This window comes from Pseudoalteromonas ardens (assembly GCF_030125445.1).
GTDB classification, from domain to species: domain Bacteria; phylum Pseudomonadota; class Gammaproteobacteria; order Enterobacterales; family Alteromonadaceae; genus Pseudoalteromonas; species Pseudoalteromonas ardens.
Genome location: NZ_JASJUV010000005.1, coordinates 247,372 through 267,524, shown reverse-complemented (window position 1 = coordinate 267,524; position 20,153 = coordinate 247,372). Strand labels below are relative to the sequence as shown.

The window sequence follows — 20,153 nt, the reverse complement described above, 5'->3', positions numbered from 1 at the left end:
ACTTTATCATTAGAAAATATGCAAAATGTCACCACTAACCCGCAAGCTGAGTACTGGTGACGGTAAACGTTTCCATATTTTGCTGCAGTTGCTCAAAGGTCATAGCCAGTGGCTGAGCGGGTAATTTCAATCCTACCCAGGCATTGCGCCCGCCATTTTTTGCACGGTACAGGCAATTATCAGCCAGTTCCAGTACCTGCTCCCAGCTCGCAAGCTGTGCATCAGCCAGGCGCAAGGGATACGCGGCAAAACCAATGGAACAAGTACAGCTCAGCGGCTGATCATCGTGGCTAAACACATACTGCGCCACTGCATTGTGGAGCCTTTCAACAACCTGCTGTGCTGTTGTCATATCAGTTTGAGGCATTACCAGCAAAAACTCTTCGCCACCCCAACGTACCAACTCATCCTGTGCCCTGAGCTGACTCGTGACCACCTCTGCAAATTGCTGTAACACCACATCACCAGTGGCATGGCCATAACTGTCATTGATCTGTTTAAAATGGTCGATGTCTATCAGGCAAAAAATCGTGTTCTGCGACACATCCTGGGATTGCGCGAGTAGTTTGTCTGCCGCACTAAAAAAGTAGTGCCGGTTGTGCAAGCCCGTCAGGCTGTCTGAATAACTGAGCGCCTGCAATCGACGATTTCGCTCATCCAGCTCAGCGGTTCTCTGTTTTACTTGCTCTTCCAATAAAGACAAATAACGCTTGTTCTGCCAACGCCAATATAAGAACCCCAACAATGCCAACGCCAGAATAAGCAACAATGCGCCACGCTGCTGCGCCAGGCGCGTATTTTCCAAAATTTGTTGGTGACGGAAAATCTCCTGTGCCTGTATCGCATTGTCTTTTTCCAGCAAACTCAGCTGCTGTTTTTGTGTTGCCAGCGCGTACTGCGACTCTAATTGCAGCAACTTATTGTTGCGCTTTTGAAAGTTAAGTGCATCTTTACTCAAAGCATAGCGCTTCAGATATAAATGCGCCTGCTGGTAGTCACCCAGCTGCACGTAGGCATTGGACAACACAAACTGCAAATCAGCCTGCTCTTCTAAAAATCGGGTTGTGAAAGTTTCCATTAATGCCGGCATCGCTGTATCGAGTGTTTTTTGAAACGCTCCGGCCTGCAACCAGGCCATGGATTGCAGCAAGTTAAACCGGATCCGCATACGCTGATTGCGAATGAGAATGTTACTTTGAGCAACCTGATTGAGGATAGGCTGTGCCTGCTGATAACGGCCCAGTTTTAGCAATGCCCAGGCCCTGACCAGCAGCAGTTTATCAAGGGGTTCTGGCGTGCCGGTTACCACCAGATCTTCCGTATGCAGGGCCGCAACGGCCTGATGATAGCTCCCCAGCAAGACATACAGGTAGCCTTGCCATAATCTGTGTGCCAATAATAACTGGTGAGCCACATAAGGCGTTGCCTGAGCCTTGTTATGCAGCTGATCTATCAGCTGATGCACATCATCCAGTGAACGTTGCGCATAGTTATAGCGCTCAAGGTCCATTTCTAACCTGGCAATGGCCAATCGACTTTGCGCCATCAGCGCCAGATCCTGACGCTCTACAGCCAGCTGTAATGCATCGTTATGCAACACCAGACTTTGCTGATAGTCACCGTATTGCTGGCGGATCTGCCCCTCCAGCAGTAAGGTTTGGGCGACGATTTCCAGCGCATCAATCGTCTGTGCGTCGCGCCGCAACGCTCTGAGTTCGGGGAGCAGCGACAGGTCAAAATCACTTTTGAGTGTTTCGTTCAACCCGGCCAGGGATTTTTCAAGCTGCTCGGGCGAAGCGAGCTCAGTGGCCATCACAGACACACTGAACAACAGAGATAGCAGCCAGCTTAAAGGCGCCCCGAGCCGGATCATGGTCTGGACTCCTGCGGCAGCATAGCTCGATTAATGACGGCCCAATCTTGTACCTTACGATTAATGAAGCCAGACTCCGTCAACGCTTTGCGGATCACCCCCCGACGTCTGAGTTCTTTCAGGCCCCGGTTCAGCGCAGCAAAAATCTGTGCTCCTTCAGGGTGACGTTTGCTGACAATAAAGTGACGTGAATCAGGCAGCACCATTTTTACCCCTTCTATGGGCACATAATCTCGGCCTTCAAACACTAACTGCAAAGATTCGCTGACACTGAAGTTGACCAGCATGCCATCGACGATGTCAGTTTCCACCATATTCAGCATGCTTTCCCAGGGACCGATGAAGCTCACCAGATTCATGTTGCTATTTGTCAGGGCGTGCCAGTCTACCCGCCAGCGAGGGTTGGCCACCAACGTTAGCTGCTCCAGCCCATCTTGTGTGGTCTGATGCAGCGCCTGATTACGCTTTGCCACATATATACCGGCTTCATACTCTCCGAATTTCACGACTGGATCACTGACATACACTGAGCCACGATAATTAATGACATCTTCATGCCAAACGGTACGTGCCAATATCAGGCTTTCTCCGGCAACCATATCTGTGAATTCAAGAATATTGACTGAAGGCTTAGGATTGAAAACCACCTCACGGGTTTCACCGCCTAGAAACAGCGCTTGTTGCAATAACACCATTTCGATGATCTCGATATGAGACCCCTGTGTGGTTGGGCGAAAATCAGTGACATCAAGCACCGAGCGCCCCTGTAGAAATGCTTGATAACGCTGAGAAAAGTTCTCACTGCTAATGATATCTACAACCAATGGGTTGTGGGCTTTGGCACATTGCGACACAACGAGCAATAACAACACCAAAAACTTCATTTGCCTCCCCAGCACACAAATCACGCACAGTGTGCCTTAGTATACAGGAAGGCACGAACATAAGTTAACCTAACAATAACAAAAAACCAGTACAATGAAGTAAAAACTGCGCGCAAATCGCAATTATTGAAACAATAATAAAGAGTTACAAGAGATAAAAAAACGTCATTTGAAAGTCTGGGGTTCTGGTGCAACAAGAAACTCAAATCAATTTCGGACCAGAAAAATAATACCAATTTGCTTAATTAAGTGATCTATTTTGAGGCAAGAAAATAGGGTCGATAACACCGCTCTCGCATCCTGCTATCGCTGAGGCACCTACGTCCATGTAGGCGAGGCAAAAATTTGTGAACCTATGTCTAAGATATAAGGTTCTAAATGAGAAATTTTTAACGCTGTTAGCGTCCTATTTGCTCCTTCAAATAGACCAGGTATTAAGTGAAATTGGTATTAAAGGCCTCATTGAGACCTTTAGAATTAGTGGCAAACACACTTTTTGCCGGGTGAGCAAATATCACTCACTCCCCTTACCTGCGGCCCAAATCTAACCGGGCTATCAGGGGGCAGTGTGGTTTCTGGCATGTTCAATGCGTTCTTCCAGACTAGGATGGGTAGACAAGTACTTTAACCAGCTTTGCGATTGCTTTTCATCAAGCGACGCCAGTGACTCCAGAGCCTGTGCAAAGTCTTCGCCGCTGTAGCCCAGACGCTCAAGTTGCATCAGGGCATAGTTGTCAGCTTCCCATTCCATATTTTGTGAAAACTGCAAATCCAGCAAAGCACTGCCTGAACCAAGCACCACCTCAGCAACTATGTCCATATCCCCCACCAGCATCGCGATAGCAATACTGGCAACGGCAGCCTGGGATGCCAGACGCACACTGTGCATACGCTCTACGTGACCGATTTCGTGCAATAAAATCGCTCTGAGCGCGTCAGGATGATCGCCCAGGCGTCGCGCCAGTTCATCGGTTACCACTACCTGACCATGGGGCAAAGCAAAAGCATTGGCGCCAAAATGATCTGAACGATACACATCAATGCGGTACTTCTCTGCGGACAGGCCAAGCTGTGAAACGGTGTCGTGCCACAAAGTAAAAACAGCTTGCTGCTCTTGCGCTGACAGTTCACTGGGCGACAACACAGTGCGCTCAATAAGCACCATAGATTGCTGGCCCATTTGCTCTACAACTGCATCAGGCATGGTCTGTACGGCTGTCACAGCAATGCCTGGGACCAGTTTAAACAAAAAAGCATAAAGTAGTACAGGCGTAGCAACAAGCGCACATAAGATCAGCGCCAGGTTGCTTTCCAGGCGCGCCAGCAACGCACTCTTGCGTTGCTGAAATGACCAGCGGTAGGCAACATCATGGGGTACAAAGCGTGCGCCATCAGCAAAAGTCAGCTCACTGGCCTGCCCTGGCAGATGAGAGGCTACATTAACCGCTGTTAGTGTGCTTTCAAACACACAGTCATCCTCCGCATAAACAGCAATGTGCTCATCACCGAGGCGGACATAGGCCTCCTGAACCCGGCTGCTGTTAGGCAGATAAAAATATCCTTTAATCATCAGGTTAGCGAAATATCAACGTCAAATACATTCGCAGCTTCCTCAGCGAAAGAAGAATCAGCCTGCTGCGCATTATCCAATACCAGATCAGCACCTGGTAATAACACAACCTGAGTGGCCCCGGCCAGTGCTTTAACTTTACGCACTTTAGCCCAGGGGAAGGCCAGGCCGGCGGTCAGTACAATCGCAGCAGCGTTGGTTGCCAGAATAAGTGCATAGCGCTGCGGCGCCAAATTCGATTTAAATTCAGCTACATCCTCAATTTGTGCGTTGTTCAGAATATGGTTACGGATCTGCGCCTGATAAATACCTTGTAATGCGGAAATCACAAACAAATACAGAGGAACAATCAGGAACATGCCAAAGTTGCCCGCTCCCAGCTCACCGGGGTTAATGTTGATACCTGCTACCAGGCTCAATGCGAGACCCAGCAGCAACATCACAAGTATGCCCAGTAACACCACCAGTAAAGCAGCTGCATAGTATTCTTTACCCTCTAATTGCACACGGACCGGCTTGTCACCATAGCGAATATTATTGTGGATATACGCGTCTATGCGCTTTAGCACCCAGGGCAGCAACAAATATAGCGTGAAAATACTGAAAAATGGCAGCACCACAAAATTCACCATTGCTTCGCCATAGTTGCCTTTGAACGCAAAGCGAATATTACGAAAGCGGGTCATACGCATGCTGAACTTCAGACCCTGATTGATCATCCAGGGCACCAATAGTGCCAAAGCCAGCGCTAACATGGCGCCCACAAGTGGAAAATAGCCAGATACCACACTGTAGATAACAAACAGACCGACAGCGAGCAAACGGCCTTTGAGGATCTGAATCGGCGTAGCCAGATAATCAAAACGATGTCCGTCAAGTAAAGTATGACCGTAAAAATATTGCTTAGTACGCACCGTTGCCCAGGCCGAGTAAATACCCAAGGTCAGCAACGTCAGCAAGATATTGACAATCCAGATCCCAAAATACTCTTTGGCATTGCCAGTGAATTGCAGTTGAGATGGCGTAATTTGACTGCCCGGTTCGGCAGCAGAAGAAGTAGAAGTCGAGTCCATTGTTGGCTTCCTTTTTTCGTTATTATACGTTTTCACACAATTGATGTATTCACGGGAATGTCCCCATGGAAACTACGGGAAAATACACCACAGCACGTGTCAGTGCAATGTATAAAAAGCAAAACGCCGACGTAACTTCTCAGTCACCTCGGCGTTCAGTATTGATTGATGCTGCTGAACTACTTAGCAGACACGGGTCAACCAATTGATAAAGTGACGCGCTTCGCTGCCACTTGAAAATTGCGTTTGTTTGCGGCCTGAGCCATCAGCAAAAACGACTTTTGATTTGTTGACCGAAATTGAGCGAATTGGTTGCTCAACACGGATCTCTGTTCCGTTGTATGTATAAGACATAATAAAACTCACTTTTATAATGCGTAGCCTGTCGACTATCGCTTTAAACAATAAACGAGCTTTATGACAGTTTGATACCACACCTGAAAAAATTTGCGTCCAATTTTTCGACACTTTTGAGTCAACAAACCGAACCGCACTTCAAAGGAAATGGTACTGGCGATCTTAATATCTGCATTCACAACGACCCCGGTGGGGCAACTGCAGTGGTATATCGCCTGACTATAATAAGCTCTACTTCTTAATTTTTTAATGCGGGCTTACTGGATCAAGGCAAGAGGGCATTACTTCTATGACGCTTTAAATAAGAGATTATTTAAAGCAAGGGAGCAATGATAGCTAAATAATTATCCAAACACAAGGAAAAGTTAAGGGTCCATGACCTGATAATGCCCTCTCGATAACAAAGGGAACTGATCAGAAATTGCGTATATCTCTACCCGATAACGGCCAGCAGGCCAAAGAGACTTATGGTAACGCACAAAATGCTGACTATCTGCAGATTTAATTGCAGCATTACGAAATACGATGATTTTATTGTCGTCTTCTCTTACCCATTTCACCAGCACCTTATGACCATAATCAGCACCAGTTTCAAAAATGGCGGTTATGTTGCCTGTGTTAGCAGGGAAAATATTTTGTACAGCGTACCCGCCCTGAAACTCTGTCTGAGACGAGAAAAGTATCACAGAACTACCATGATTCAGCTGCTCCGTTTGCTCTTGTAAATCATTTCTGAGCGCAATGTCTGCAAGCCGCTGAGCTGCAGACCGAACGTCCGTGATCTGCAGCAAACTGTCTTCATCCAAAATACCATGAGATGCTGCAAACTGAACTAGCGCGTCATCATCTGCAAAACGGATCGCCGTTTCGACCATAGTGTTGTTAATGGGCTGAGTACCTGCAAACGCTGTATGACTATGAACCTCTGTTTTAGGCTGGCTCAGTACTCTGTCCGGTTCGCTTCTCGGGCTCTGAACCAGATCAGCAGCTAAGCCCCTTTCCTCTGCAACAGGTGGTAGCTCAACAGTACCACGAAGAAACCAGCCAGAGATCATACCGACTAAAAAGGTCAGCAACATGTAACGGTTCACAGGTACTCCCCTATTAATTACTGAAAGCGTTTTTCAGCCAGTTATCACGCTCGGTGATGCAGGCTGTAGAAGTTTCGTAGCTTTTAATGTAGTTCAGACGATTATCTCCACAAGAATGGTCATACTGCTCAACAGGTCCACGGCAATTAGCCAACGCTTCTGTGCTATTATTGATATAACCAACACACAGGTTATAGAGCGTTACTTTTTTATCCGGAACTATGATGCCACCGTTATTATTTTGCCCACTGGAATTCGCCCCACAGTTCATCTGGTCAACTACCGTAAGTGCATATTCAGACGCTTGCTTATAAACATCATACGTATCTTTATATGTGGTTGTGCGACCAGTTTTAGGATCTGTGCTAGTCTCTCCGCTACGACACGCTTTAACAGCTGCAGTGTAATAGACATCTGCATTTGCTATCTGCGATGACGCCTGTACACCACACGCATTGGCCGCTTCTCTGTCCGCATCCGTAATAAGTTCCTGTAAATTACAGCTGTTCCCGCTGCTACTCAGGCCTGAACCCGATGAGATATCACCACTGACTTCTTCTTCACCCGTGCCTTCACACCCCGACAATGCGAGTAAACCCATTAGGACTAACGCCCCTTTACTTGCCCTATTCACATTCATACCCTGATTTTCCCCATGAATAAAAGCGGCACAATTTATTGCGACAAACGCAACCAGTCAAGTTGAAATGTAACTAAAGGTAACAAAAAAATGAGTTCTAAAAGCAATGTACACGCAGAAAATTAACATAATATTCTGAAAGTAAAAGAAAAGGCGCGAAATACGCGCCTAATAAAGGTGAGTACGGCTATGATACAACCTGATATTATTGCGGTTCATAGCCAAGGTTAGGCGATAGCCAGCGTTCGGCTTCAGCCAGCGTCATATTGCTGCGTTTGGCGTAGTCTTCAACCTGATCTTGCTGGATAGCCGCCACCGCAAAATACTTAGAATCTGGGTGAGAGAAATACCAGCCAGATACCGCAGCACCAGGCCACATGGCATATGAGCTGGTCAGTTTCATACCAATGCGGTTTTCCACATCCAGTAGTTGCCAGATCTTGTCTTTCTCAGTGTGCTCAGGGCAAGCAGGATAACCAGGTGCAGGTCGGATCCCCTGATAATTCTCACGGATCAGCTGCTCATTACTGAGATTTTCATCACTGGCAAAACCCCAATGCTGTTTACGAACCTGTTCATGCAGGTATTCCGCAAAGGCCTCAGCCAGACGATCTGCAACCGCTTTTACCATGATCTTATTATAATCATCCTGCTGCTGCTCGAACACATCCGCCAAATCATCCTCTTCCAGGCCACCCGTAACGGCAAACGCCCCAAAGTAGTCCGGCGTGCCTTTTGGCGCAATATAATCTGCCAGACAGTAGTTAGGAAAATCGGTTTTCTCGGTCTGCTGGCGCAGCTGACATGAGCGCAGCAGTACTTCCTTACGACTTTCATCACGATAGATTTCTATGTCATCCCCTACCCGGTTGGCCGGAAACAGACCTATCACACCGAGCGGTTGCAAGCTGCCTTTGGCTGTTAACTCATCCAGCATAGCGTTCGCATCAGCAAAGAGCTTTTTCGCTTCTTCGCCCACGACTTCATCTTCCAGAATACGCGGATATTTACCTGCCAGTGTCCAGGTCATGAAAAACGGCGTCCAGTCTATGTATTCACGTAAAGTGGCAATACTGACATCTTTAAACTCAGTAATACCGAGCTTTTTAGGCACAGGCGGGATGTAATTGTCCCAGTCCAGTTTAACGGCGTTGTCCCGTGCACGCGCCAGCGTTACCGGCTTAGAACGAGGCTTTTTACGCGCCTGTTGTTCACGTACCTTGACATATTCACTGGTGGTTTTTTCCAAAAATATCGGTTTTTGTGTGGCACTAAGCAGGCTGGAAACCACACCCACCGCACGACTGGCGTTGTTGACATAAACGACGCCCTTATCATACTGCGGCTCAATCTTCACTGCGGTATGGGCCTTTGACGTAGTCGCACCGCCAATCAGCAATGGGATCTCAAAGCCACGACGCGTCATCTCTTTCGCTACGTGCACCATTTCGTCCAGCGAAGGCGTGATCAAGCCCGACAAACCAATAGCATCGGCATTTTCATCAATGGCCGTTTGCAAGATTTTCTCTGCCGGCACCATCACGCCTAAATCTATAACTTCGTAGTTATTACACTGCAGCACCACACCGACAATGTTTTTACCGATATCATGAACATCGCCCTTTACCGTGGCCATGATGATCTTACCATTGCTCTCCCCGGCCTGTTTCTCAGCTTCAATATAAGGGTCCAGATAGGCCACCGCTCGCTTCATAACACGTGCAGACTTCACCACCTGGGGCAGGAACATTTTACCGGCACCAAATAAATCACCGACCACATTCATGCCGTCCATCAAAGGACCTTCAATCACTTCAATCGGTTTGTCGAACGTCTGGCGGCACGCCTCGGTGTCCTCTTCGATATACTCAGTGATGCCTTTTACCAGTGCGTGTTCAAGACGCTTGGCCACCGGCCAGCTGCGCCACTCCAGGTCTTCGGCTTTCTCAGCCTGTGCCATTCCCGAGTAGTTAGGCGCTATCTCTACCAAACGCTCACCCGCGCCGGGGTCAGTATTGAGGACCACGTCTTCAACGGCTTTGCGCAGTTCATCCGGAATGTCATCATATACCGTTAGCTGACCTGCATTCACTATCCCCATATCCATACCGGCCTGAATGGCATGGTACAAAAATACTGAGTGAATGGCCTCACGCACCGGGTTATTACCCCGAAATGAGAAAGACACGTTCGACACCCCGCCCGACACTTTACAGTGCGGCAGGTTCTGCTTGATACGTCGTGTACCTTCAATAAACTCGACGGCATAGTTGTCGTGTTCCTCAATACCGGTTGCCACAGCAAAGATATTGGGGTCAAAAATGATGTCTTCAGGCGGGAAACCCAGCTCATCCACCAAAATGCGATAAGAGCGCTCACAGATCTCAAACTTGCGGTCCGCTGTTTCGGCCTGGCCCGTTTCGTCGAACGCCATGACTACCACGGCCGCGCCAAAACGCTTAATGATTTTTGCCTGACGCTCAAACGGCTCACGGCCCTCTTTCAGTGAGATGGAGTTAACAATGGCCTTACCCTGAATACACTTCAGGCCCGCTTCAATCACTTCCCATTTGGATGAGTCAACCATGATTGGTACACGAGAAATATCCGGCTCTGAGGCAATCAGGTTCAAAAACTTAACCATGGCGGCCTTAGAGTCCAGCATCGCTTCATCCATATTGATGTCGATCACCTGGGCGCCGTTTTCGACCTGGCTGCGCGCCACATCCAGTGCTGTTTCGTAATCTTCTTCCAGGATCAAACGCTTAAAACGCGCCGAGCCGGTAACATTGGTTCTTTCACCGACGTTGGTAAAAATGGCTGTAGATTGCGTCATATCAGTACTTCCTAATTAAGATTACAGGCTTCAAGGCCCGCCAAGCGCATTCTGACTTCAAGCTCAGGTAAGGTACGCGGCGCGACCTGCTTGAGTCCATTTACAAAGGCGCTAATATGTTCAGGCGTGGTACCACAGCAGCCACCGACGATATTGATAAAGCCTTCTTTACCCCAGTCGATGATTTCCTTTGCCATGTCATCGGCTTCGAGATCATACTCACCAAATTCATTCGGCAAGCCGGCGTTAGGGTGCACAGACGTATAGGTTTCGCATACCCGTGACAACTCTTCGACATAAGCACGTAACAGGTCGGGGCCCAGCGCACAGTTCAAACCAATAGAGATAGGTTTGATATGACGAATAGAGTTGTAAAACGCTTCGGTTGTCTGGCCCGACAAAGTGCGTCCTGACGCATCCGTGATAGTCCCGGAGATCATCACCGGCAAAGTGATACCGGTTCGCTCAAATGCTTCTTCCACCCCGTACGCTGCTGCTTTGGCGTTAAGCGTATCGAAGATGGTTTCAATCAGGATCAGATCCGCGCCGCCCTCAATCAGGGCTTCGGTAGACTCAATATACGCTTCCACCAGCTGATCAAACGACACATTACGATAGCCCGGATCATTCACATCTGGTGAAATAGAACAGGTTTTTGATGTCGGCCCCAGGACACCAGCAACATAACGCGGTTTGCCAGGGTCTTTGGCTGTGAACTCATCACATACTGCACGTGCAAGCCGGGCTGACTCGACGTTGATCTCCCGGCTCAGGCTGGCCATATCATAGTCTTCCATCGAAATGGTGGTGGCATTGAAAGTATTCGTTTCAATAATGTCCGCACCCGCTTCGAGGTATTCGCGGTGGATCTGACGGATCACTTCAGGTTGAGTCAGGCTGAGCAGGTCATTATTGCCTTTGATCAATACATGCCAATCTTTAAAGCGCTCGCCGCGATAGTCCTCCTCCTCAAACTTATGTTTTTGGATCATGGTGCCCATGGCCCCATCGAGGATCAAAATACGCTGTTGCATGGCCGTTTTAAGCGCCTCAGCAATGGCTGCGCCATCGGCCGCAGTGGTGATATGTTTATTCGGCATAATTGTTAGTCCTAACATCCTGGCTAACCAGATTAATATCGTACGGAGTGGTCTGGTAAACATAGTAGTTTAACCAGTTGGAGAATAACAAAAAAGCATGGCTTTGCCATGTCTTGGATGGCTTTGCAGACGCATCGTCTTTTGGAAAGTAATTCTCCGGCTTAGGGGCATCTGGACCTTTTTCGCAATCGCGGAAATACTCTTTGCTGAGGGTATCTGCATCATATTCCGGGTGTCCGGTAATATACACTTGGCTACCCGACACATTTTTAATTAAATAGGCCCCGACTCGTTCCGACCCGGCCAGCGTTACCAGATCCTCGCAGGCATCAATTTTACTGGCCTCGATATGACCATAGCGTGAGTGGGGCACCAAGAATTCATCGTCAAACCCGCGCGTCAAAGCGCCATGTTCAAAGTAACACTGATGGCGAAACACGCCACATAGTTTGTCTTTTTTCAACTCACGCTTCAGGCCGTGATGATGGAATAAACCTGCATGCGCTGCCCAGCAAGAAAACAGAGTCGATGTGACATGATGCTCGGCCCAGTCAAAGAACGCCTGTAACTCTTCCCAGTAGGTCACGTCTTCATATTCAAGGTGCGCAAGTGGCGCGCCTGTGACAATCAACGCATCATAGTTTTCTGTTCTTACATCAGAAAAATAGCGATAAAACATATTAAGGTGTTGCTCTGAGTTTTCAGAACTACGATGGGTATCCAGACGCAACAGATCAACATTTACCTGAAGCGGTGAATTTGCCAACAGACGAATAAACTGTACTTCAGTTTCTACTTTATTCGGCATCAGGTTAAGTATGGCCAACCGCATTGGCCGGATCTCCTGCGTACTGGCACGGCTTTGTGGCATCACAAAGACATTCTCGTGACGTAAATGACTAATGGCAGGTAAATCGTCGGTGACTGTGATTGGCATGGTATTCCCCTCAGTGACTGGATCTCTGTAACGCGATCCACTTTCCAGCGACATTATGAAGCAATGGGAATAAATTTCAACTTCTAGATGTTTAGCCGTCTAAATTAAAATTCACACCCCAGACTCTGCCAATGCCGCTTTTAGCGCCTGACAGGAACGCGCCAAAGTCGCCTCCAGCGCCTGAAGCAAACTCGCCTGCTGTGGCGTTTGTTGCGTAATCGCCTGCTCCAGCTGCGCCGCCAGTTCAGCACAGCGCAACAGCCCAAGGTACCCAGCTTGTCCCTTTAATGTATGCGCCATCCTGACGGCCGCTTCAAAATCCTTATCCTGCAAACTGTGCTCAAGGCGATCGCAAAACGAGCTTTGTGCCACTATAAACTTATCGGACATTTTTCGATAAAAGTCTGTGTTGCCATTCACATGCTTAAGGCCCTGCGCCATATCAAGCAAATCACTGTTTGCGTTTTCATACGATGGAACTGGCTCAGGTATTGCTGAATAGGGCTGCACAGGCTCCATCACACCTGGCACCTCGGGCATGCTCGGCTGAGATTGACGACAAAGCCATTGGTAAATCTTTTGATAAGCCAGCTCAACATTAATGGGCTTGGCGATGTGATCGTCCATACCACACGCTTTTATCTCTTGCAGATCATGGTGCATCACATTCGCCGTCAGGGCAATAATTGGCACCTGGCGATAAGTCGGTATTTTTCTAATCTCCCGGGTCGCGGTGTACCCATCCATCACGGGCATCTGACAGTCCATTAGAATCAAATCAACATCCGCTTCACGTACCCGCTCCAGCGCTTCCTCTCCGTGTTCCGCCGTGAACACCTGCATACCCACATCAGTTAGTATCTCCTGTGCGATTTCCCGATTAATATCATTATCTTCCACCAATAACACAGTTGCCCTTTCAAGTACTGCTGATACTGCCCCAGGCTCAATTTTGGCACCGATTTGTACGCCCGGTTCTGTTGCAGTCTCACCAAGTGGAAATGTAATCTCGACAAAGAAACGTGCACCTTCTCCTTCGCTACTCTCACACCAAACCCTGCCCCCCATGAGTTTCACCAGGTTTTTACTGATCGCCAGACCCAGGCCAGTCCCTCCATATTGTCGGGTGGTCGAAGCGTCAGCCTGAGTAAACGGGGCAAACAAAGTTTGCAGCTGACTCGGTGAAATACCGATGCCGGTATCAGACACGCAAAATAGTATCTGAGCATTGGATTTTGTCGACGCTTTTGCAGTCACTTGCAAGGTGATACGGCCAAAATGGGGGGTGAATTTGATTGCGTTACTGAGCAAATTCAGCAATACCTGACTGAGCCTGAGCGCATCCCCTATAAGGACTTCAGGCAGTTGAGGGTCTTGCTTTACCTCAAAGCTCAGTTGTTTCTCGTCAACCCGGGCCGCAATCAAACCACAGACATGTTCAATCAAAGTCTGCAAACCAAACGGCACTGACTCCACACTCAGTTTACCTGCCTCTATCTTAGAAATGTCCAGAATGTCATTCAGAAGTACCAGCAGGTTATCTGCTGCATAACGTATCTTTTTCAGATAGTTATGCATTTTGGGCGGCGCATCCATTTTGAGTGCCAGATGTGTTAACCCGGTTATTGCATGCATGGGTGTGCGAATTTCATGAGACATATTGGCGAGAAACTCTGACTTAGCACGAGTCGCACTTTGGGCGGCCTGCATTGCTTCCAGAAGCTTTTGCTCAGCTTCTTTGCGCTCCGTAATATCACGAATAATAGCAGTAAAATAATTGGCCTCTCCCACCTTAGTTTCGGCAACAGCCAGATCGATGGGAAAGCACCGGCCAGTTTTATTGCGCGCTGTCACTTCACGCTTATTGTCGATGACTTTTTTTACGCCGGTATCAAAGTAATTTTGCATATACTGATCATGATTACTGCGATAGGGCTCAGGCATCAACATACGCAGATTTTTACCCAGCACTTCATCAGGCGCATAACCAAACATCTCCACCGCCGCCGGACTAAACTCCTGAACTTCTCCCTGAGTATTAATCACTATAATGGCATCCGCAGCCGTGTCTATGATGGCGCGAGTCATCGCCTGATTTTCTATCAATGACAGTTCTTTGTGCATCTGCTCAGATATATCCTGAACAATACCGACCATTTTATAGTGCCCAGTGTTACTGTCTTCACACCGCTCAGCGACGAGTCGAATAAAACGGCATGTATCCTCACTTTGCAACTCATAATTAAAGTCATGATGCTGTTGCTGCTTATCAAAAATAGCCAGTAATGCCGGCTCGGATACAACATCAGTGTGGCCAAACAAAGTGCTTAACGTCACAGGCTGCGCAGGAGATGCACCAATAATATCGTAGGCCTCCTGGGATAAATGCACTAAGCCGCTTTCCAATTCGAGCTCCCAGCGACCCAGGCGGGCCATTTTTTGTGCCTGCTCATAATTCAGGTTGGCGCTTTGCAGCTCAGCAGTACGTAGCTTCACCCTGGATTCAAGCTCGCACTTATTTTTATCCAATTGCGCAATGTGTTCACTAATGGCACTGGAAGCCCAGTTAAATGTCTCTGTCAGCGTTGTAATTTCTTTAAACCCATAACGGACGCTCTGACGTGTGTAAGTGCCATCAGCGAGTAAAGTCGCCTGTCTTGCCAGCTCCCCCAATGGCGCAATAACCCCTTTTCTTAACAATACCATCACCATCAGGATCAACCCCCCACAGCCGACCCACATCAATGCCAGATTGAGGCGAATATTGCGCCACAACATTTTCTCGCTCAATGCCAGATTATAATTTAAGTAAATCAGCCCCAGCCGGCTAGAGCGCAACTCAGTGCCAGACGGCAAAGCAAAGCTTTGCAGCGCTTCAAGTGTGTTATGCTCCATCGAGAGCACCATGGATGGCATGTGACTGCTCATCGCGGTTTTAAGCGCCTGTTTGGTATGGTGACTGGCAACGTCCTGTAATGATTTCCCGATATCAGCAAAGTGATTGCTGAATAGTATTTGCCCCGTTTCATCGGTCACCGCAATGTTTGCAACTTCCGGAACCGTACCAATAATAGATAAATCATGCCGAATTTCCTCGGGTTTATCGGCACTCAGGTTTACTTCAACATGACGTTTCAATGTCAGCAGCAGATAATTAGCATGTGATTTGTGGCTTGATTGAGCTGCATCCCGACTCCCCGTATAAATGACCATAGTGCTCAGGCTCAGTACTGCAAAGCAAAGCACTAATATCCCCACAGGCACCCAAAATGCCAGGGACGTTGGCATAGCCGGGCGTCTCATTGCGTCACAAACCTCGCGTCAACTAAATCATCGACATCGTTAATTTCTGCAATCATATTATGCTCAAGCAAAACAGCTAACAGCTGGTCAGCAGTGACTTGCAAAGGAGGTGGTGTGCCTGTCCCCACCAACAAGTCACGATTGGTGGGCATATCGGCCAATGCTATCCCATCAAGCGCTGCCAATAGTTCATTGGGCTTTAATCCAAGCCTGGGGGACATCAATTGCGCAGCTGTTTCAGGGTTGCTTTTTATAAAAGCGAGGGCAGCAAACTGAGCGGAAATAAGTGTTTGCAGGGCATCAAAATGATGAGAGAGCTGTGCCGTCCGAACCACCAGCACATCAACAATTTTGCCCGGTATTTGGGCGCTATCAAAGATAACCTTATGGTCCTGGTTAACAAGCTGGGTGGTCACCGGTTCAAACGTCACAACCGCATCAATCTCACGTGACTGAAAAGCGCGAAGATGCTGATTCACAGGCATATGGACAGCATCAACGTCGGCCATGCTCAATTGCGCGGCATCCAGCGTTTTGTGCAGCATCAGTGCGCCAACAGCCGTTTGCTCATAGGCAATGCGCTTTCCTTTGAGTTGTGCCAATTTAACAATCGGTGCTCTGGCAACGACCGCATCAGCCCCATTTGAGACATCCATAATCAATACAATTTTGAGCGCAATACCTTCAGACACCAGGAGCAGTGCTTCATCCAGCGTCAGTGCAGCTACTTCAATACGCCCATGCCGAAATGCATCCATGGTGTCAGTGGCAGACAATAACTCTACCAACTCAATGTTATCTGCCAGCAGACCCTTTTGCTTCGCCAGATAGAGGGTCTCATAGCCCGGCCACAAATTGAATCCTACCCTAAGCTGGGTACGTGGTGCATCAGAACACCCGACAATCAGTGCAAATGCGAGTACTAACAACAAAAGTTTCACTTAGTGCCCCGTCCATTAGGTCATTGGTAAAGTTTCTTTTTGTATTCTAGTCTTGATTTGAGAAGTTGGGGGCTGAAGGTGAAAATAGCCGTATTATTGGACCTCCAATAACGACAATATTTACTAAACAGGTGAACTGAATGGAGACCATCCTGATCGTTGATGATGATGATTTTGTTGTGGAATACCACACACATATGCTGTCATCACACTATCATACAGAGGTTGCAAAGGACGGCGAAACAGCGCTCAAACAGGTCGATTCATGTCCGCCTGACCTGATTTTAATGGACATTCAGATGCCCCGCATGAATGGCTATGAGGCTGCCTATAAAATCAGGCTTGCTGGCCACACCATGCCCATTTTGTTTTTTTCAAATCTGAGCTCATTAGAGGAGCGCTTGAAGGCCTATGATGCGGGTGGCAACGACTTTATTGCCAAACCGGTCGATGAGCAAGAGCTACTCATGAAAGTCTCTGTGCTGCTAAAAGCACACAAAGCCCGCCCTGGCAATGCGGAGGAAGTCGCAGTCAATGCTCTGTCGGACTTGTCGTCGCTCGGTTATGTGATGGGGTTTTATCGGGACAGTTTTCAATGTGGGGATTTATCTCATCTCGCACGGGCTGTCTTCAAACTCACCCAAGGATTTGGCCTGAAGTGCTCATTGATTATTCGCGATCAAAAAACTAACCCCTGCTTTTTTGATGACGGGATAACCAAAAATATTGATGCCGCGTTGTTGGAATCATTGCAAGGCGCTGGCAGGATCATGGCCTTTGGCAAGCACAGGGCGGCATTTAACTGGCGTCATGCGTCTTTACTGGTTAAAAACATGCCAGTTCATGCTGACAAAGTGGGCACTATGCGGGACTATCTCGCTTACGTAATGGATGGTGTGGAGCAATGCGTCAACAAGGTGTTATTGGAGCAGCAATTGCGCCAGACCATTGTACAATTTAAAGCACAAAATACAGACATTAAAGCTGGCATAGTTACGCTGATTGACGACCTTGAAATGCAGCTCGATAGCTTATTTTCCAGCATGAGTATGGACAATGAGCTATCAGAAGAAGCCGAGCAACAACTTATCACCCTGATCCAGGCAGCAAGAGCCTCTGCCGACACTAAACTTGAGTCAGGCAAAGAGATTGAGCAACAGCTCGCCAGCCTCATAGATATCTTAAATGAGCAGCCTCCCAGTGCAAACAGCAACGACATAGAGCTGTTTTAACGCTCCTCGCCCCCAACTCCACACCTCGAACGCGTTAACATACCTTTCAAAAACAAAAGCATGGTTTCATTTACCTTTTATATATACACTGTTGAAGATATCAATAATAAACATAAGGAAACAAAGTGAAAAAACTCATATTAGGTTGTGCCCTTTTAATGGCAAGTCAGGCTCAGGCAGCCTGGATCACTGTCAGCGGTAAAGTGAAAGATGTGGTTGTCTATTCCGGCAAAGATACTATCTTAGTGACGCTCGAGTCTGTTACCAGTGACATTAATACCACCTGCTCGAATAAAAGAACACTGGCCGTGAGCCACAGCTTACCAACCGAAAGACGCAACCGCATGTACTCAATGTTATTGGCTCGTCAGACAGCGGGGAAAAATGTCAGCCTGACTTATGAAACGACGAGTTGTGAATCATGGGATGCAAATAGCGCTGTATACAGCCGTATCGTACGCATGTATTAATGCGTTCAATTTGTTCTGGCAGATCTGAATTGTGATTCGGGTCTGTGTTGACGTGGCACCATGTACGGCCTGAAAGACTGCACATGGTGCTGAGTTGAAAGGCAATGAGAAAGGACATAATCACATCAAGTGATGCGACGGAGGGGTTAGCTTGGTTGCTCAGCGGTAACTTGGGTCATAAAGCCCTGTGACGTCAGCTGATGCGTGACTTCTTTGATAAACCATTCACCTTCAAGATGATCGACCGTTTTATCAACCGAAATTAATGCCCCGGCAACTATGTCTGGGTTTCCTGGTACCGTCAGTTGTACGGCACCATGAGCACGCTGCAGGCGTGTCAGCTGACTTGTTGCAGCCACCTGGGCACTGGCTTCATCCGGATACAAGTAAGGTAATGTGATCATCGGTGCCCCACTCCCTGCCTGGACGGCGATCCGTAATGCCTGCTCGGTATCATGGTAATAGCTCTGAACGGCTCCCACTAAGTGACAATGATTGCTGACCCGGGACCAGTGGATGATGTGATTTTTCCCCAAAGTCGCTGAAGTCACGGTTTGTCCGGACAAAGACCGTCCGGTCCCTTTGGTCACAAAAAGCAGCTTATCTGCTGCCACTTTCATTACTGCGTCATAACGCTGGGCCAGGCGAGTAAGCAACTGCATATCACTTTCACTTTGCTCCAAATGAGGCAGGCTAATACTCTGCAACGTGTCACTCACGCCACTTTGCAAGCCATACTCAGACGCTATTTGCTCCACCAACTCGCCCAGAGTGACCGGTGTTTCATTACCCTGCTCAGGCCAGGAGCGATACCGTGGCGACTTAAAGTCAGCATTCCACATGATGCTGTTACCATATAAAGTGAGTGCCCGGGCAGGACCGCTGAGCTCGTACGCCCCCACATCAAACTTGCCTACTGGTGTTAATGCTGCGTGGTTGTCAGGCGTGCCATCTTTGTAGCCCAATGCGATTTCAAGTATGTTACCGGGCTCGGGCAGTTGAATTGGCAACTCTTCCAGGTTGTCGAAGCGCACAACACATACGTCACTGAGCAACCCGGTTCGCTGCGTCACACTGACTTCAACAATCCGATCTTTGAGGCTTTGGGTGACTTCATTACCGTTTGCTTTGATAGAAAAATAGGGTTGTTGCTTCATGGTTAATCCCAGATATTGATCACGTGCTTGGTCTTAGGCTTGGGCAACTCCGGCAGGAAGATTTTGATGCCAGCCGGGTAGATAGCACCTAGCCCGGCTAGCCCGGTGTTTGCACCGAGCACCTTTTCCACAGTCCCTGAGCTCTGCCCGTAATGCCGGTAACAGATTAAGTCCAGGCAGTCGCCATCGCGTGTTACATAATTGACCCCTTTCATAACGTCTCCTTATTCGGGTTCCTTCAATGCCGCCTGATAACGGCTTAATCGCATTGAAAACTGGATCTCTCTGGGAATACCATCGTTAAAAAACAAGGTTCGAGTCTCACTAATACTGCTGATCACCCATTTGCCCAGCACCCGACCAACACTGGGGTTGGTCTTGCCACTTTCCTCCACATAGCCCAGAGTCAGAGGCTGCCCTTTGGCCGCTTCCTCGCGCATATAGTCGAGCTGTTTGAGCCCATTTTCGACAATTTGCGGAAAGATGGTGCCTTCCAGATCCAGGGTTTGCTCACCAACCCCGATGAACTGCATCAAAGGGCTGTTTTTATTGGTTGGAGCATCAAGAGACTTCCAGCGATATTGTGTGTCGTATTTCAATTTATTGAATGCCGCCGTACTGACTGAAAACTTGTAGTCGCCCAGCTGCATCATGTGTCTGGCATGATTGGTATTGCTCATTGTTCACCT

The 20,153-nt window shown here is 48.1% G+C and carries 17 protein-coding genes; 2 read left to right on the top strand and 15 right to left on the bottom strand.

The genetic code is table 11. The features are described from left to right. Nucleotides 1-34: 34 nt before the first annotated feature. From QNM19_RS16745 to QNM19_RS16690, 12 genes are all read right to left on the bottom strand, one after another. The gene (locus QNM19_RS16745) at nucleotides 35-1,873 is read right to left on the bottom strand and encodes a GGDEF domain-containing protein (RefSeq protein ID WP_284026958.1); all 1,839 of its coding nucleotides are present in this window, start codon (nucleotides 1,871-1,873) and stop codon (nucleotides 35-37) included. Further along, nucleotides 1,870-2,757, bottom strand: coding sequence for a hypothetical protein (locus QNM19_RS16740; protein WP_049866203.1), 888 nt, complete (start codon nucleotides 2,755-2,757; stop codon nucleotides 1,870-1,872). Before QNM19_RS16740 ends, QNM19_RS16745 begins: the two co-directional genes overlap by 4 nt. A gap of 556 nt (nucleotides 2,758-3,313) precedes the next feature. Then, the gene (locus tag QNM19_RS16735) at nucleotides 3,314-4,327 is read right to left on the bottom strand and encodes a M48 family metallopeptidase (RefSeq protein ID WP_284026957.1); all 1,014 of its coding nucleotides are present in this window, start codon (nucleotides 4,325-4,327) and stop codon (nucleotides 3,314-3,316) included. Next, a complete protein-coding gene (locus QNM19_RS16730) occupies nucleotides 4,327-5,400 on the bottom strand; it encodes a YjgN family protein (RefSeq protein ID WP_284026956.1) in 1,074 nt (357 codons plus the stop codon). The genes QNM19_RS16735 and QNM19_RS16730 overlap by 1 nt, the downstream gene beginning before the upstream one ends. A gap of 183 nt (nucleotides 5,401-5,583) precedes the next feature. Next, nucleotides 5,584-5,754, bottom strand: coding sequence for a hypothetical protein (locus QNM19_RS16725; protein WP_164487836.1), 171 nt, complete (start codon nucleotides 5,752-5,754; stop codon nucleotides 5,584-5,586). Between the two features lie 368 nt (nucleotides 5,755-6,122). After that, nucleotides 6,123-6,848 carry a hypothetical protein gene (locus tag QNM19_RS16720; RefSeq protein WP_049866405.1) on the bottom strand — a complete coding sequence of 242 codons (726 nt, stop codon included), beginning with the start codon at nucleotides 6,846-6,848 and terminating at the stop codon, nucleotides 6,123-6,125. A 13-nt stretch (nucleotides 6,849-6,861) separates the two neighbouring features. Then, nucleotides 6,862-7,449 (bottom strand): hypothetical protein, encoded by a 588-nt coding sequence (locus QNM19_RS16715; RefSeq protein WP_049866406.1) that lies wholly within the window; start codon nucleotides 7,447-7,449, stop codon nucleotides 6,862-6,864. Between the two features lie 244 nt (nucleotides 7,450-7,693). Continuing rightward, nucleotides 7,694-10,324, bottom strand: coding sequence for a methionine synthase (metH, locus tag QNM19_RS16710; protein ID WP_284026955.1), 2,631 nt, complete (start codon nucleotides 10,322-10,324; stop codon nucleotides 7,694-7,696). Between the two features lie 11 nt (nucleotides 10,325-10,335). After that, the gene (locus QNM19_RS16705) at nucleotides 10,336-11,358 is read right to left on the bottom strand and encodes a homocysteine S-methyltransferase family protein (protein WP_230090649.1); all 1,023 of its coding nucleotides are present in this window, start codon (nucleotides 11,356-11,358) and stop codon (nucleotides 10,336-10,338) included. A 55-nt stretch (nucleotides 11,359-11,413) separates the two neighbouring features. Beyond that, the gene (locus tag QNM19_RS16700; protein WP_049865796.1) at nucleotides 11,414-12,361 is read right to left on the bottom strand and encodes a homoserine O-succinyltransferase; all 948 of its coding nucleotides are present in this window, start codon (nucleotides 12,359-12,361) and stop codon (nucleotides 11,414-11,416) included. A gap of 111 nt (nucleotides 12,362-12,472) precedes the next feature. After that, entirely contained in the window at nucleotides 12,473-15,649 is a 3,177-nt protein-coding gene (locus QNM19_RS16695) for a hybrid sensor histidine kinase/response regulator (protein WP_049865795.1), read from the bottom strand. Between the two features lie 11 nt (nucleotides 15,650-15,660). Continuing rightward, on the bottom strand, nucleotides 15,661-16,605 hold the full coding sequence (locus QNM19_RS16690; protein ID WP_049865794.1) for an ABC transporter substrate-binding protein: 945 nt from the start codon (nucleotides 16,603-16,605) through the stop codon (nucleotides 15,661-15,663). A 140-nt stretch (nucleotides 16,606-16,745) separates the two neighbouring features. Between QNM19_RS16690 and QNM19_RS16685 the strand changes: the two genes are divergently transcribed. Both QNM19_RS16685 and QNM19_RS16680 read left to right on the top strand, forming a co-directional pair. After that, on the top strand, nucleotides 16,746-17,837 hold the full coding sequence (locus QNM19_RS16685) for a response regulator transcription factor (RefSeq protein WP_284026954.1): 1,092 nt from the start codon (nucleotides 16,746-16,748) through the stop codon (nucleotides 17,835-17,837). Between the two features lie 125 nt (nucleotides 17,838-17,962). Next, nucleotides 17,963-18,307, top strand: a complete 345-nt coding sequence (locus QNM19_RS16680; protein WP_284026953.1) for a hypothetical protein — start codon at nucleotides 17,963-17,965, stop codon at nucleotides 18,305-18,307. 146 nt (nucleotides 18,308-18,453) lie between these two features. Here the strand turns inward: QNM19_RS16680 and QNM19_RS16675 are convergent, their stop codons facing one another. The 3 genes from QNM19_RS16675 to QNM19_RS16665 are packed head-to-tail and all read right to left on the bottom strand — an operon-like array spanning nucleotide 18,454 to nucleotide 20,144. Continuing rightward, nucleotides 18,454-19,464, bottom strand: a complete 1,011-nt coding sequence (locus QNM19_RS16675; RefSeq protein ID WP_049866551.1) for a phage late control D family protein — start codon at nucleotides 19,462-19,464, stop codon at nucleotides 18,454-18,456. Nucleotides 19,465-19,466: 2 nt separating this feature from the next. After that, nucleotides 19,467-19,679, bottom strand: coding sequence for a tail protein X (locus tag QNM19_RS16670; protein ID WP_049866550.1), 213 nt, complete (start codon nucleotides 19,677-19,679; stop codon nucleotides 19,467-19,469). Between the two features lie 9 nt (nucleotides 19,680-19,688). Next, the gene (locus tag QNM19_RS16665) at nucleotides 19,689-20,144 is read right to left on the bottom strand and encodes a phage tail protein (RefSeq protein WP_010385141.1); all 456 of its coding nucleotides are present in this window, start codon (nucleotides 20,142-20,144) and stop codon (nucleotides 19,689-19,691) included. Nucleotides 20,145-20,153: the final 9 nt, after the last annotated feature.

Bases quoted from the DNA above. Each gene is read 5' to 3' on its own strand.
- QNM19_RS16745 (WP_284026958.1), bottom strand. From the start codon at position 1,873: ATGATCCGGCTCGGGGCGCCTTTAAGCTGGCTGCTATCTCTGTTGTTC.
- QNM19_RS16740 (WP_049866203.1), bottom strand. From the start codon at position 2,757: ATGAAGTTTTTGGTGTTGTTATTGCTCGTTGTGTCGCAATGTGCCAAA.
- QNM19_RS16735 (WP_284026957.1), bottom strand. From the start codon at position 4,327: ATGATTAAAGGATATTTTTATCTGCCTAACAGCAGCCGGGTTCAGGAG.
- QNM19_RS16730 (WP_284026956.1), bottom strand. From the start codon at position 5,400: ATGGACTCGACTTCTACTTCTTCTGCTGCCGAACCGGGCAGTCAAATT.
- QNM19_RS16725 (WP_164487836.1), bottom strand. From the start codon at position 5,754: ATGTCTTATACATACAACGGAACAGAGATCCGTGTTGAGCAACCAATT.
- QNM19_RS16715 (WP_049866406.1), bottom strand. From the start codon at position 7,449: ATGGGTTTACTCGCATTGTCGGGGTGTGAAGGCACGGGTGAAGAAGAA.
- metH (WP_284026955.1), bottom strand. From the start codon at position 10,324: ATGACGCAATCTACAGCCATTTTTACCAACGTCGGTGAAAGAACCAAT.
- QNM19_RS16705 (WP_230090649.1), bottom strand. From the start codon at position 11,358: ATGCAACAGCGTATTTTGATCCTCGATGGGGCCATGGGCACCATGATC.
- QNM19_RS16700 (WP_049865796.1), bottom strand. From the start codon at position 12,361: ATGCCAATCACAGTCACCGACGATTTACCTGCCATTAGTCATTTACGT.
- QNM19_RS16695 (WP_049865795.1), bottom strand. From the start codon at position 15,649: ATGCCAACGTCCCTGGCATTTTGGGTGCCTGTGGGGATATTAGTGCTT.
- QNM19_RS16685 (WP_284026954.1), top strand. From the start codon at position 16,746: ATGGAGACCATCCTGATCGTTGATGATGATGATTTTGTTGTGGAATAC.
- QNM19_RS16675 (WP_049866551.1), bottom strand. From the start codon at position 19,464: ATGAAGCAACAACCCTATTTTTCTATCAAAGCAAACGGTAATGAAGTC.
- QNM19_RS16670 (WP_049866550.1), bottom strand. From the start codon at position 19,679: ATGAAAGGGGTCAATTATGTAACACGCGATGGCGACTGCCTGGACTTA.
- QNM19_RS16665 (WP_010385141.1), bottom strand. From the start codon at position 20,144: ATGAGCAATACCAATCATGCCAGACACATGATGCAGCTGGGCGACTAC.